We start from the raw sequence: 13,229 nt of genomic DNA, 5'->3' as shown, positions 1-13,229 counted from the left end.
CATAATTCAATAGTAGGACGGAGAAATCCGTCCTACTGTCTAACCAATCAAAAGAGGTAATGATGAAATGTAAGGACTGCAAACATTACAACGGTGCGACAATGCCCGGAGCGGGATTGTGCAATGCCACGCAGGCACGTACTTTTGCCACGACGGTCTGTTTCAATGGACTGTTCACCCCGAAAAAACGGCAAGACGAACCGGATAGCAAGACCGGGAAGAAATAGCGCAACGCTACAGAGAGAGAGCCGCAGGAGCGGCTGTCTTTTTTAGCACTGCCGTTGGCAGATCTCCCTTTTTATCCCTTCGTTTTCCTTTTGTACGGAAATCCCTTCGCCAACGGCTCTGCCCGTCGGGACATGCTTTTTCCGGTGCAAAGGTATTGCCTTGGAGGAACATTCAAGTACCGCTACGCTATTTGAACACAATTTTTCAGCAGCTTTCCCGATTTTCAATCGTCCATATTTCGCGGACGCTCAATACCGCAACTATAAAATTCTGCCCAAATTCCTTGCCTGTTTCTCCCTGAAAGGCAATCTTTAATGCACGTAAAAATCAAATCCCGACAGGAGAAGCCTGAAGGCTTCCGAAAGGAGGGAAAAAATAAACAGATTGTTCAACTGATTAATGTTAAGATTTTATGGAAATTCAATTTGCTATCGTGCGTTCCGAAAACAGAGAGTATTTGTGCTACAAAGCAGGTGAAGCGTATGTAGATGCCAGCAACCCTATGATTGCTTTTACCGCAGGTGAAGATGAATTTGAAATCGTAGAGCCGGACAGCTCTTTCAGACAGAAAGAATACGAGTTCAGAGGCGAACGGTATTACCTCGTACCACGGTTTTATCGCAATGGCTGGTTGGCTCTTATCTTGGTAATGGTGGAAGATGAAGACGAATATATCGTACTTTCCGTCAATTTGGAGGAAATGGATGCGCTCGGTTTGCCGGACCGTACCTTTATCGACGTGAACAATTACCCGGATGCGTTGGACTTTTTGGTAGAAAACAGATTGGCGACCGATTCCGGCTACAAACGCAGGAGCGGCTTCGTGGAATACCCTATGGCTATGTTGAACCTGCCGCTTCTTTATCAGCATAACCCGCAAATTTTCCAAAAAGCGAACATCGAGCCATTCGGAGAAGAATGCTTTTGAAAAGGATTGTTCCCAAAAATGAAAGTGTCGGGTTCCGAAGATTGAATGTACAAGATGGCGTACTGATAACACAGTCAGTGCGCTATCTCCTTTGTCTTTATCGCCCGCCTTCGTCCTTTTATAGTCAGCCTCCCGGATACCCCGCCACCGCCCGTTTCCTCTTATAATTGCATTCTTTCCCTTTTGTAGCGGCACGAGCCGCCTGTTTCTCCCGTCCGGCTTTCCCGTCCCTCACCGCACGGGTTTTATCCGATGCGAAAGTCGGTCGTCGCGCTTGATTCTCCGGCTTGAAGTGCACTTCTTGCAAATTCTTCCTTCCCAAGCGAAGCGTAATTGGCAAGAAGAGCCGTCGTATGAAGCTGTGCCGACGACCGTGTACTGCATCAGTAAAACCCCGAAGCGGTTCCAAAGGAAAAGGATCGAAAAAAGGGAAATAAATAATCAATAATTCACAAGACAATGGGAAAATACGATTTTATCAAGACAGGGAATCTGCTTTATTGGCATGACCCGGACAACGGTTTGTCCGATGGGGCTTACCGAGTGATTTCTGCACCGGAAAACATGGAAGACGACAGCATTATTCTGATTTCGTCCGGTACTTCGGAAGCGGAGGTTTTGCCTTCGGAATTATCGCCGATAAACACGGGCAGAAGTCATAAAGAGGATTTTTTGCGCTGGAAAGCGGAACGTGAAGCCGAAGGCATGGAGTTTTATAATCGCCTTTCCGAAGTCATGGAAACGGAGGACGATTTGGCCGTAGGCGACATGGTAGCATTTACAAACGATTATGGAGTAGTATTCGGCCCTCAAGAGGTATTAGCTTTCAGGAAGCCTTGGAATGGTGACAGATGCGTATATCTTGACAGCGACGCCTATTGGTTTCCCGACCGTCCCGACCAGTTGACCCTCCTAAGCAAGAAAGGGGCGGAATGACAACGACAAACCCACCCGCCACAAAAACGGGTGGGTTCATTTCCCCTGCATGAAATCCCATGCTCTATTTTAATCGGCTCGCACGCACTCCACTCGTGCAGCGATTTCCTTTTCTATCGTTCCTATCCATTCCTCTCCGACACCGGCCTCCCGGCCGTATTCCGGGTAACGCGAAACGATGCCTATGGTCTTTTCTATGAACGGCTCTGCGGCCTTTATACCGTACCGGCGGGCTACTTCCAGCAGGTCTGCCGCAGTAATACCCTCTGTCCGGTTGTTGATAGTCATGCTGTGGCGGTTGACGTAATACGGTGCGTCCGGATCGACCGAGAACGTGTAGTCGTAGGCCGGAGCAACGTGCCAACGCCCGTCATCGCCCATCAGGAAGCTGAAATTCTTGTTATGGTCATCGACGTTCCCGCCCAGCACGTTCAGCACCATCAAGCGAAACAGTTGCCGGAGTTCCCCCGGCGGCACGCCGATACGGCAGGCCGCCTCGAATAGTGCTTCGTAAGAATCTGCCGAGGGGTTCATGGCAGCCAATGTCTGGATATGCACCTTCTTGCCGTTCCGGCGGTCGAAACGCTCGGTCAGGAAGTGCGCTGTCTGCTCACCTTCCAACAGGCGGCTCGGCATCATCTGAAGCCCGGCGTCTACGGCCATCAGGTAATAACTGTATTCTATCCGTGTCGTCGGCATCTTCTGGTGTTCGTCGAACTTGACGATCATCGGCGTGTAGCCCGGATAAGGGGTCGCCACCTGTCCGGAGTAACATTGTCCTTCCCCGAAATTGACGTTGACCACCGCTTTGGGCCGTCGTCCTCCTGCGGACGTTCCTACCTTGAACAGGCTTTCGACCATCAGGTTGCCCGATACCGGGACGTTGAACCGTCCGGCTTCCTCGAAAGCCTGCCGGGCCAGTTGGTAGAGGTCAGCGATCTCCACCTTGAACGGTGTCTCCAGTTCCTCGGCAGTGGGCGGGACGAACTCCAATGCCCCCATGCCGCGCCGTCCGATATAGGCGAGACGGTCGAGGGCGGACAAGTCCCTCATACGGATATGATGCACTTTGGCCCATTCGTTGAACACGGTGTTTCCCCAATGGTCGGGCAGCGAATCGGCTATGAACGAGGGCAGGCCGCCGAAAAGCCGCTCTTCATCGGGATAGACCGGCAGGCCGCGCTGTGCGGCAACCCCTTTTACCGGCGCACGGAGCGGGGCGATGTCGTAGCCGTCGCGGACATAATCGCTGTCGAAGTAGAAACAGGCTTTGCTGCGGTGTCCTTCCCGATTGGCGACAAGCGTGCCGACCTTTTTATCCCATAGGATTACATCGAGACTTTCTATCATTTCTTGCCCCTCCTAACTCGTTTAGGTATCAGTTTCTCGATTTCCCGAAGCGCCATCGGCGGCATGGGAAGTTCCGGCAGAATCTCCGCGAGCCGCTCTGCCTGACCGAGCGCACGCAGCAGGGAGATGAAATTGGCCAAGGTCAGGTTACGGCTGACCCCCTGCTCGAAATGGCTGATAGTCGTCTGGCTTACACCCGACTGTTCGGCCAGCTCCTTCTGGCTCATGCGGGCGGCCAGACGGTACTCCTTGACCCGCTTCGCCAAAAGCGTCAGCATATCGCTGTTTGTGGTATAGTTCGTTGTTTCCATAATGTCAATATATCACTATTTATATGCAAATATAACAACAATTATCCATATATAGATATATAAATTCTCTTTTTTAGCTTCCAGCCGTCCTTTTCTACCGCTTTCAGGTCTCCGTATTCTCTCCCGTCTGGCTTTCCCGTCCGTCACCGCACCGGTTTTTATCGGTGCAAATATGGGCTGTCGCGCCTGATTCCGTCGTTTTGAAGTGCATTTCTTGCAAATTCTTCCTTCTGCGAAGCGTAATTGGCAAGAAAAAACGTCGGAAAGGGCTTTTTCGCCAGCCCCGGAAAGCACCATAAAACCCGAAGCGGCTCCGGCAACAAGGAAGCCGAACAGAGGGAAAGAAAAACAATTATTAAAATTTAACAAATGAAGACATTAGAAGAATTATTGCAAGAACTGGGCTGCGAAGGTAGCGCATTCGACAGTACCGGAGAATTTACAAAAGCGGGAGAAAAGGCGTATGAACGCTTGGAGCACTTGCTGTATGACATAGAAAGTCTTACAGGCAAAAAGGTGACACCCATAATTGAGGAACTTGACAGAATATGCAACGAGAACTATTAAAATTCAAGAATATGGACATTAAAGAAAGCAAAGAATACCGCCTCGCCAAAGACTGGGAAATGGCGGTAAACAGTTTCAGTTTCAACCCCGAACGGTTCGCGGCGGCAATCCCGGACATGCACCCGACGCTTCAGCAAAGCCTGTACCGCCTGATTAAGGCGTGTATCAAGGTCATGGCGGACGAAACACGCCGTTACGATGACCGGAACCGGGCATCGCACGAGGAAGCGAAGCATATCATGGAATACCTCAATGAACACGGAAAAAATGTACCATTAATATAAAAACGACGATATGAAAACAACTAAGATTCAATTCAACGGCAGGTCTTATTACTCCCGCATCGTGGAATCTGTCGATGGCGAAGAATTGCTTATCGGTTCGACAATCCTGCTCGATGCCTTGCAGCCCGGCAGTTTCAATGACGAGAACGAAGGTTTTGCCAGTAAAGAAGCCGAAAGGATTTATGACGAGATTTTCTTCTTTACCGACGAGAGAACGCTTCAGCTTCCCGAAAACGAGTTGATAGCCGAACTCAAAAAGGATAACCCCGATTGGTTCGAGTAAATCATGGAATAATAATTTATAAACTTAGAATTATGGAAAAAGAATATGTAATGCAGGTCGCACAGACCATTAAGGAACAGTTAGTAGCGTTAACCCCCATGACCGTCCTCATGTCGTGGGGTATCAAAGAGTTTGCCGCCACCCTATACAGGGATTTGCCGGCACTCCGCATTAAGGTGAACGGACGGCTGCACGCAGGGTACGTCATCGTCGCACTCAACGGATCGGATTATTACGAGGTCTATCTTGTGAAAGGAATGGAGGTGGAATGTGTGAACGAAGAGGTTTGTTTCGACGAGTTGGGAGACGTTATCGACCGGGCTATCGAGAGCGGCACGGACAAAGCCGAGTACGATAAATTCTGCGAACAGGAGCGACAGAATTTATATGTAACTGTTGTCACTGTCTGATTCCTCTTTTTAGGGGATGAAAGCCGTGCCTTTCGGAAAACGAGCAGGGTACGGCTTTTCTATGTATAATGCAGAAACGAATAAAAACCTGCCGTTTATAAAACGGATTACCTACGTGTTACAGTACCTTACCTCTTATTGTAAAAAGGTTTGTTTTATCTTTTGGCCGGCAGATTGTTTTTCACTTCAAGATGTCGTTTCTTTATCTGTCTACTGCCTTTTTACTTGCAGCTCTATTTACGACCAGAATGCTCGCTTCATATAAAACCCACATCGGCAATGTGACCAATGACAACGTGAACACGTCCGAAGTCGGCGTGATGACAGCCGCAACGATAAGGATAATCACTATAGCGTGCTTCCGGTAACGTCGCATGAAATCGGCGGTGAGAAACCCCAATTTGGCAAACAGCCATGATAAAATCGGAATCTCGAACACGATACCCATTGTCAGGCACATCAGCACGAGGGTCGAAATGTAGGATTGCAAGACGATCATGTTCTCCACTTCACCGCTGACCTGATAGGTTCCAAGGAAACGGAATGTCAGCGGGAAAATAAGAAAGTAGCTGACCGCCACACCCATCAGGAACATTGCATAGCCGCCTCCGACTATCCGCACGGCATATTTCCGCTCGCAGGCATACAGGGCAGGCGACACGAACCGGAACAACTGGTAAAGGATATAGGGCGACGCGCACAGGACACCCGCGCATAATGCCGTCTTCATGTGGATGACGAACTGCCCGGCCAGTCCCGTGTTGATGAGCTGCACGGCAAAACTCCCGGTCTCGCCGCCGGCCCATGCTGCAATCCGGTTGAAAAGACGGTACGTGATGAAGCCGTCGTTTTTCGGGGCAAGGATAACGGCAAAAAGTTTTTCCTTAAAACAAAAGGCGGCGATACCGAACACGACGGCCACGGCGACGATTTTAACAATCGCCGTCCGCAGCACGTCCAAGTGCTCCCAAAAGTTCAAGCCGTCCGTTTTGTCTTCCTTTGCCATGTCACTCCTCTTTCTTGTCGGTATTTTCGGGACTGATTTCTTTCTCCATGCCGTTCATACCTTCCTTGAATGAACGGACACCTTTGCCGATGCCTTTCATCAGTTCGGGAATTTTGCGTCCTCCGAAGAACAGCAGGACGACTAATGCAATCAGCAGCACTTCCTGCATACCGATGCCTCCGATAAATAATGGTATCATATGAAAATTGTTAAAGGTTGTTCGATTAACTCAATAGTCGTTTTCAGTCATCGTTCCGCCGGCTATTCCCGCCATTTTCAGAAAGTTCCTTCGTCCATGACTCCGCCTTCTCAATCCAGTCCTTTCTCATGTAACCATCTCGACAGGTGATCGGCCACCTCCACGTTGTTCAAATCGGAGAAGGGAAAATGGGTGTTGCCCTTCAAACCTATCTCCGGCAGATGAATGACCGTGACATCGCCGCCGTGTTCGTTGAGCAAGGCAGCCCATTTGCGCATCAGATGCAGGCGTCGTGTCCATTCGTACAGTTCCGGCCGTTCGTCGGTTTCCGGCAGATTGTCGCCATAGTAGATGATGATAGGGATTTTCGTGAACTGCAGAAATTCTTCCATCGGCACTTCCACGCCTTCGGTCTTCTTCGACAGGGTTAGTACTTTCCCTTCCTCCGGCATCTGCCCTTCGGGAAAAGGCACGTTTGTTCCCGGCTCGTAGGCGACGATGGCACGGATGTTCCTTGTCTGCGGCAGTGTAAGCCATCCGACACCTCCGCCCTGCGAATGGGTGACGAAGACAGCCGGACCTATCCTGTCGAACAGTGCGGCATACGCCTTGGCGTAGACATCCAGATCGGGAGGGCCGAGAGTTGGCGTCATCTGACGGAAATACTGGTTCAGAGCCTCCTTGTCGCGGCTGAACTGCACGCCCTCGAAATAATCGGGCCAGATGCCCACGCGGAAACGGTTGAACCACGTCTCCTCGTCGAAGACGGGGGTAACGGTCGCGGGTGTCGTGCTCCGCCCCGCGTTTCCCCGGCGGGGCTGGTCGACGAGATAAGTCTGGAAACCGCGGCGCAGGAAAATATTCTGGAACCCCTCGCGGCCGTCCGGCGTAGTTTCCCATGTCTTGGAAAACTGCCCCACGCCGTGGGCGAAGACAAGCGGGTATTTCCGGGCATCGACGGGTTTCTGATAGAACACGTAGGCGTGGTCGCCGTGATAGGTGCGCCCCAGTGAATCGGTGAGCACCGTGCCGCCCACGGCGAAACTGCCCTGTTCCTCGATTTGCATGATATTCCCGTTGCGTGCGTTGCAACCCGACAGCAAGGCGGCGGCCATCATATAAAAGACAACCTTTCTCATACGCCCTTCCTATTTCTGGATTTTCGATTCCTGCAAAGCGTCATAGCGGCTTCCCACGACCGGAATTGCGGCCACGGCCTTTTCCAGCTCGGTCACTTCTTCCGACGTGAACACTATGTCGCAGGCCCGCAGGTTCTCTTCGAGGTGCGAGAGCTTGGTCGTGCCGGGAATAGGAACGATAAAAGGCCTCCTGTTCAGCAGCCATGCCAATGCCACCTGCGCCGTGGTAATGCCTCTCGTCCGTCCGAAAGCGTTCAGTACCTCCACGATACGCGTGTTGGCACGGATGGCTTCGGGCTGGAAACGCGGAAGCGTCTGGCGGTTGTCGTTGGCGGTGTCGAACCGGGTGTACTCGTTTATCATGCCGCCGAGGAAACCACGGTTCAGCGGGCTGTACGGCACGAAACCGATACCCAGTTCCTCGCAAAGCGCCAGCACGCCGTTTTCTTCCACCGCGCGGTGCATGAAGTGATACTCGCTCTGTATGGCCGTAACCGGACATACCTTGTGCGCCCGGCGGATGGTTTCAGCATTGACCTCGCACATGCCCCAGTGCAGTATCTTTCCCTCCCGGATAAGCTCGCCGCATGTTTCGGCTACGACCTCGATGGGCGTCGCAGGGTCGACGCGATGCTGGTAGAATATGCCGAGCGTCTCCACGCCGAGATTGCGCAGGGAGTTCTCGCATACGCGCCGGATGTTTGTCGGGGTGCTGTCCTCTTCGGTCTTCACCTGCACGCCGTTCACGAACTTGTGCCCGAATTTGGAAGAGACGAACACGCGGTCGGTATAGCCTTTCAGGGCTTCGCCTACCAGTTTTTCATTCTTGTGGTAGCCATAGCTTTCAGCCGTATCGAATAAGGTTACACCCCGTTCTATCGCTTCGTGAATCAACCGGATGCAGGTCTTTTCATCGGGAGACTGGCTGCGGTGATGGTTCAGCCCCATGCAGCCGAAGCCCATCGCCGAAATGGTAAAGGCTGCCTTGCCGCTGCTCAAGGTACGCTGTGCGCGGACTGCTGCCATTCCTGCTGGAATGGTTGCTGCCGATACTGACGATTTACCTGTAATGGCTTTTTCCGCGGCCGTTACTTTCTCCAATGCCGGCGCGATGCAGATGGCCGCGCCTGCCAATGCGGTTCGTTTCAGGAACCCGCGACGACTGATGCCGTTCTCTTGAATCTGTTCTTTTTTCATGTCGTTATCTGTTTGATTATCTTTCTGATTGCAAAATTAGATAGGGGAATTAAGAGCCTGTGTATCAATTTCACGGATAGAATTACCAATTTCAACGGGCCGGTAAGAACGATGCCGGTATACCAGTAAAATTGGTATCCAAAACGATGATTTCGGTATATGCCGTACCATCGGGAATCCGTATCTTTGCTTTTAATTAAAAGCAGAATGAAAAGCTATCACAGAAAAATAGCTATATTTGCAATGACTTAAAAAAGAGGAAATTATGAGTGAAATAATGAAGGTTGATACAGTCCAGCAGTACAACGACTATTTTGGCGTGGAGACCCTGCACCCGTTGGTCAGCGTTATTGAAGGCAGTAAAGGGAAGCCTCTCCGGTTCGGGAAAAAACTGTATAACATCTATGCTATTCTATTGAAAGATGCGAACTGTGGAAATCTTAAATATGGAAAAAGTATATACGATTATCAGCAGGGGACGATGCTTTTCCTCGCCCCCGGTCAGGTAATGGGATCTGAAGATGACGGGCAGCTGCACCAGCCCGAAGGATGGGTTGTTGCATTTCATCCCGAATTTCTGCGAGGTACACCATTGGCGCATATAATGAAAGATTATTCATATTTTTCTTACAATGCCAACGAAGCCCTGCACCTTTCCAAACAAGAAAGACGGACGGTTATAGAATGTATGGAAAAAATTCGCATTGAGCTGCAGTATCCTATCGACAAGCACAGCCGTTCGCTCATCGTGGATAACATCAAGCTGCTGCTTGATTATTGCATCCGCTTCTACGACCGTCAGTTCATCACCCGCGACAATGCCAATCACGACCTGTTAGCGCGTTTCGAGGACCTTCTGGATGAGTATTTCGCCTCTGATGCCCCTGCAAGGCATGGAGGGATGCCGACTGTGCAATATTGTGCATACAAACTTTGTCTTTCCCCGAATTATTTCAGTGACCTGATGAAAAAAGAAACGGGAATGCCTGCCCTGAAACACATCCAGCAGAAAATGCTCGATGTCGCTAAAGAGCGGGTATTCAATACGGCGAAGTCCATAAGTGAAATATCCTATGAACTTGGATTTCCATATCCGCAACACTTCAGCCGTTGGTTCAAGAAAATGGCCGGGTGTACGCCCAATGAATACAGAACCGCAAATTAGCTTTATTTTTTATTTTGTGAATGACTGACCAGTAAAACACCGGATATGACAAGTATGGCCGAAACCGGTTCATCCCAGCTAAAAATGTCCTGCCCGATTAAAATGGCAACGACAGAAGCTATAATAGGCTGTAGGTTGATGTAAATGCTGGCAGTGGTGGGCTGTATCCCCTTGAGAGCGACGGGATATAGCAGATTGTTGAGAACAGTTGCCAGCAACAATACGAATACAAGCTGGAGTAATGGTTGCCAACAGAACGCGGACTGATAAAGCGGTTGCACGTACAATTCATTTATACTGAACGGCAGCATGGACAATGCTGCAAATAGGAACATCCATTTTTGAAGTGTGACAGGAGAGTATTTTATCGCCACTCTTCGGATGATAATCAGATAAAATCCGAGCATAACTGTATTGACGATGGCGAAAACAATGCCAAGTATATGATTTTCAACGGATGCGGCAATATCCATTTGTGAAATCAAGACCCATGCTCCTGCAATTCCCAACAGAACACCTGTCAACTTCCGCCGGTTGATAGCTTCTTTTAAAAACAATACGGAAAAGAGCATAACTACGATTGGATTTAAGGCGACAATAAGTGCGAAGTGAACTGGTGTCGTATAATTAAGTCCCCACGCAAAGGAAAGATAAGTACAAGCAACACCGGAAATACCGCCCAAAGCAATCACCATCAAGTCTTTGGCATTGACCTTTTCTCTCCTGAAAACAAGCCCGATCGTCCAAAATATCAGCGTGGCGAATAAAACACGAGAGGAGGCAAGCCCAATCGGTGTCATCCACTCTGCCAGGAGCGATTTACCGACAGGTACATTCAAACCACAAATAATTTGTGTCGAAAGCATGGCGATATGTCCGTTCAACCCTTTGTTCACATGGATTTATCTGTTTGATAGAGAGTGCAAAGATACGACTTTATTTTCATAAACTCCCGTCGAAACTGCGGTAAAAGACTGAAAGGATTTTATTGTTGTTTCCGTAAAAATGGTTGTATCAACCGGGCTGTCCTCAAGGAAATATTCGCAGATATACTGTCCGAAAAACAGGTTCGGGAGTTTATCTCCAAAACGGAAGATGCAGGTATTATACAAAAAAAGGGGGACTGGTAAATGTACCCGTTATATAAAAAACACCTGATTTCCCTTCTTTTATGTAGGGCCGCAAGAAGCTGATTTTGAACTATAAGATTTTCACAATAGATAGGAAACGCCGAAACGTCCGCAATAATCACGGAATCATTGCAGGCGTTTTTTAGTTCCCTCATATCGGAATCTGGCTTTCTATTTAGTTTCCCGTTTGTTCAGCACGTCCTTTATCATTTCTTTTACCTCCATTCCCACATTCACGAAATTCCGATAAAGAATGCGTTCCTGTTCCTCCCTCGACTTGAACGTGTGGAACTTCAGTAACGGTACATACGCCGCTTCCCCCTTCTTGATTTCCTTCATGTCGAAATCCGTTTTGCAGAAGAACTTCGAGGTCTTAAACTCCTCCGCTTCCTGTACGTTCATTGAGCCGCCTATACCGGTTTTTGTTTGGATGAAGTCCTGAGCCGTCTGGCCATATATCCAACCTATCTGCCTTTGTATTGAAAAGTACCCATATCAGCAGGATTTTGCTCTCTATTACTTAATGATGTTGTTCTATTTTTGCAGCCTGTAAATCAACGATATGTAATAAATGGATTATATCGACAAAATATTTAAGACAGTATCAATTAAGGATAGCCGACGGATTATTGAACTTTATTTTCAGGAGCTGTATTGTTTTGCGCCACTTTCCAACAAAGCCCTCTCTCAAAAATTACTCTTGCCGGTACCTATCGTGACCGCCATAAAGAACGAAGGTATCAGGCTGGGCATATTGGAACAATGCAGCGGAGGCGTAGGGCTTACTCATAACGGAAAGGAGTATGTGGAACAAGCTCTTGGATTCAAGGGGATTGACCTCTGCCTGTATCGCCGACTGGCGGAAAGCGAACAGGCAAGGGACGCATACGCTGACGCGCTGAGTAAAAAATACCGTGCGGCATTCGACGAACGCCCCGTAGCGGATGTAGCACTGGACCAAGCCCAATGTACCGTACAGACAGCATTCCGCAGGGCTTTGCTCTGCTTGGCAAACGGCACATTGACAGGCAGACAAATCGTATGCATGGGCGATGATGATTTTGTCAGCCTTGCCATCGGGTTTCTGCTGAAAGAACTTTATCCCGGTCCAAGCATCTGCCCGACACACATCCATGTACTTGAGATGGACGGTCGTTATATCGAGTGTCTGGAGCGGCTGGCCGGACGGTTCGCCCTGCCGATAAGTTGTGAACGGGTGGATTTGAGGATGCCTCTGCCTCCGCATTTGTGCGGGCGTTTCGACTGCCTGTTCACCGATCCGCCTTATACGCAAGAGGGAGCTTCCTTGTTCCTGTCACGTGCCATTAGCGTACTGAAAGAAGAGTCCGGATTGAGAATCTTTTTCTCGTTCGGGAACAAGTCGGCAACGGAGGTTTACTTTCTGCAAAAATGTTTCCAACTGCACGGACTGGCCATCAAAGAGATGTTCACCCGGTTCAATGAATACATGGGCGCATCTCTTTTGGGCAACAAAGGACAGCTCTTTGTCCTGGAAACGACAGAACGTACACGCGCCTTGTTTCCTCTCGAAAAACGAGGGCGCGATGACATCTACACCGCAGACCGCAATCTCCGGCAAAACCGTTACCGCTGCCGGCAATGCGGCAAAGTCTATGCCGTGGGGAAAGAGGCGGAATATCAGACCATCAGGGAGTTGAAAAAACAAGGCTGCAATGTATGCGGAGCTACGGTTTTCGACAGACTGCACAAAAACGGGAATACGGATAAAAAGCAATACCTTCCCTTAGGGCATCACATCCTTGCAGACTTCTACAACTGCGACCCGGAAAAACTGGACGATGTGGAACAGATTCGCACATTCATGCACGAAGCGGCAGTAAGTGCCGGAGCGACCATAGTACAGGAAAACTTTCACAAATACGCCCCAGTGGGTGTGAGCGGTGTGGTGGTCATCCAAGAATCCCACTTGACCATACACACGTGGCCGGAGTGTGGTTATGCCGCTGTCGATTTGTTCACATGCGGCACCAATGTCCGTCCGTGGACTGCTTTCGACTATTTGCAGGAGCGGCTCGGATGTGCGAAAGTGGAATACAGCGATTTGATGCGGGGAG

The 13,229-nt window shown here is 49.6% G+C and carries 17 protein-coding genes and 2 pseudogenes; 9 read left to right on the top strand and 10 right to left on the bottom strand.

Translation table 11 applies throughout. The annotated features are described in order from the left end of the window. The first annotated feature begins 59 nt into the window (after positions 1-59). Complete coding sequence (locus tag DW896_RS21520) at positions 60-227, top strand: hypothetical protein (RefSeq protein ID WP_007569330.1); 168 nt, start codon at positions 60-62, stop codon at positions 225-227. A 413-nt stretch (positions 228-640) separates the two neighbouring features. Then, positions 641-1,156 carry a DUF4313 domain-containing protein gene (locus DW896_RS16650; protein ID WP_007569328.1) on the top strand — a complete coding sequence of 172 codons (516 nt, stop codon included), beginning with the start codon at positions 641-643 and terminating at the stop codon, positions 1,154-1,156. Positions 1,157-1,280: 124 nt separating this feature from the next. Here the strand turns inward: DW896_RS16650 and DW896_RS21375 are convergent, their stop codons facing one another. Further along, positions 1,281-1,478, bottom strand: coding sequence for a hypothetical protein (locus DW896_RS21375; protein WP_154396197.1), 198 nt, complete (start codon positions 1,476-1,478; stop codon positions 1,281-1,283). 137 nt (positions 1,479-1,615) lie between these two features. Between DW896_RS21375 and DW896_RS16640 the strand changes: the two genes are divergently transcribed. Continuing rightward, complete coding sequence (locus DW896_RS16640; protein WP_007569325.1) at positions 1,616-2,092, top strand: hypothetical protein; 477 nt, start codon at positions 1,616-1,618, stop codon at positions 2,090-2,092. Between the two features lie 69 nt (positions 2,093-2,161). Here the strand turns inward: DW896_RS16640 and DW896_RS16635 are convergent, their stop codons facing one another. After that, entirely contained in the window at positions 2,162-3,442 is a 1,281-nt protein-coding gene (locus tag DW896_RS16635) for a type II toxin-antitoxin system HipA family toxin (RefSeq protein WP_044301912.1), read from the bottom strand. Beyond that, on the bottom strand, positions 3,439-3,753 hold the full coding sequence (locus DW896_RS16630; RefSeq protein WP_007569322.1) for a helix-turn-helix domain-containing protein: 315 nt from the start codon (positions 3,751-3,753) through the stop codon (positions 3,439-3,441). Before DW896_RS16630 ends, DW896_RS16635 begins: the two co-directional genes overlap by 4 nt. A 369-nt stretch (positions 3,754-4,122) precedes the next feature. On the opposite strand from DW896_RS16630, the gene DW896_RS16625 reads away from it, so the two are divergent. Genes DW896_RS16625 through DW896_RS16610 form a run of 4 tightly spaced genes read left to right on the top strand, consistent with a single transcriptional unit; the run spans position 4,123 to position 5,297 of the window. Continuing rightward, positions 4,123-4,320: a hypothetical protein gene (locus DW896_RS16625; RefSeq protein WP_007569317.1), complete on the top strand. Its 198-nt coding sequence runs from the start codon at positions 4,123-4,125 to the stop codon at positions 4,318-4,320. 11 nt (positions 4,321-4,331) lie between these two features. Next, positions 4,332-4,604: a hypothetical protein gene (locus DW896_RS16620; protein ID WP_171059051.1), complete on the top strand. Its 273-nt coding sequence runs from the start codon at positions 4,332-4,334 to the stop codon at positions 4,602-4,604. Positions 4,605-4,614: 10 nt separating this feature from the next. Next, a complete protein-coding gene (locus DW896_RS16615) occupies positions 4,615-4,887 on the top strand; it encodes a hypothetical protein (RefSeq protein WP_007569311.1) in 273 nt (90 codons plus the stop codon). Positions 4,888-4,919: 32 nt separating this feature from the next. Beyond that, a complete protein-coding gene (locus DW896_RS16610; RefSeq protein ID WP_007569310.1) occupies positions 4,920-5,297 on the top strand; it encodes a hypothetical protein in 378 nt (125 codons plus the stop codon). A gap of 202 nt (positions 5,298-5,499) precedes the next feature. Here the strand turns inward: DW896_RS16610 and tatC are convergent, their stop codons facing one another. Genes tatC through DW896_RS16585 form a run of 5 tightly spaced genes read right to left on the bottom strand, consistent with a single transcriptional unit; the run spans position 5,500 to position 8,838 of the window. Next, positions 5,500-6,303: a twin-arginine translocase subunit TatC gene (tatC, locus tag DW896_RS16605; RefSeq protein ID WP_044301911.1), complete on the bottom strand. Its 804-nt coding sequence runs from the start codon at positions 6,301-6,303 to the stop codon at positions 5,500-5,502. Position 6,304: 1 nt separating this feature from the next. Then, the gene (tatA, locus tag DW896_RS16600) at positions 6,305-6,502 is read right to left on the bottom strand and encodes a twin-arginine translocase TatA/TatE family subunit (RefSeq protein WP_007569305.1); all 198 of its coding nucleotides are present in this window, start codon (positions 6,500-6,502) and stop codon (positions 6,305-6,307) included. A gap of 30 nt (positions 6,503-6,532) precedes the next feature. Beyond that, positions 6,533-6,616: a twin-arginine translocation signal domain-containing protein gene (locus tag DW896_RS21900; RefSeq protein WP_080783879.1), complete on the bottom strand. Its 84-nt coding sequence runs from the start codon at positions 6,614-6,616 to the stop codon at positions 6,533-6,535. Then, a complete protein-coding gene (locus DW896_RS16590; RefSeq protein WP_007569304.1) occupies positions 6,613-7,641 on the bottom strand; it encodes an alpha/beta fold hydrolase in 1,029 nt (342 codons plus the stop codon). Before DW896_RS16590 ends, DW896_RS21900 begins: the two co-directional genes overlap by 4 nt. Positions 7,642-7,650: 9 nt before the next feature. Further along, positions 7,651-8,838 (bottom strand): aldo/keto reductase, encoded by a 1,188-nt coding sequence (locus tag DW896_RS16585; RefSeq protein WP_007569302.1) that lies wholly within the window; start codon positions 8,836-8,838, stop codon positions 7,651-7,653. A gap of 265 nt (positions 8,839-9,103) precedes the next feature. On the opposite strand from DW896_RS16585, the gene DW896_RS16580 reads away from it, so the two are divergent. After that, on the top strand, positions 9,104-10,003 hold the full coding sequence (locus tag DW896_RS16580) for an AraC family transcriptional regulator (RefSeq protein ID WP_007569301.1): 900 nt from the start codon (positions 9,104-9,106) through the stop codon (positions 10,001-10,003). A 2-nt stretch (positions 10,004-10,005) separates the two neighbouring features. Here the strand turns inward: DW896_RS16580 and DW896_RS16575 are convergent, their stop codons facing one another. Together DW896_RS16575 and DW896_RS16565 are read right to left on the bottom strand one after the other, a co-directional pair. After that, on the bottom strand, positions 10,006-10,899 hold the full coding sequence (locus tag DW896_RS16575; protein ID WP_007569300.1) for a DMT family transporter: 894 nt from the start codon (positions 10,897-10,899) through the stop codon (positions 10,006-10,008). Between the two features lie 405 nt (positions 10,900-11,304). Continuing rightward, positions 11,305-11,598, bottom strand: a pseudogene (locus DW896_RS16565) (type IV secretory system conjugative DNA transfer family protein); the annotation flags it as partial. A 106-nt stretch (positions 11,599-11,704) separates the two neighbouring features. Between DW896_RS16565 and speD the strand changes: the two are divergent. Further along, positions 11,705-13,216 (top strand): annotated as a pseudogene (gene speD, locus DW896_RS21760) (adenosylmethionine decarboxylase); the annotation flags it as partial. Positions 13,217-13,229: the final 13 nt, after the last annotated feature.

Source organism: Bacteroides sp. AM41-16 (genome assembly GCF_003603495.1).
Taxonomy (GTDB): domain Bacteria; phylum Bacteroidota; class Bacteroidia; order Bacteroidales; family Bacteroidaceae; genus Bacteroides; species Bacteroides uniformis.
Note: the sequence above shows the minus strand (reverse complement) of the source record. Positions and strands in the feature narration are given on the sequence as shown.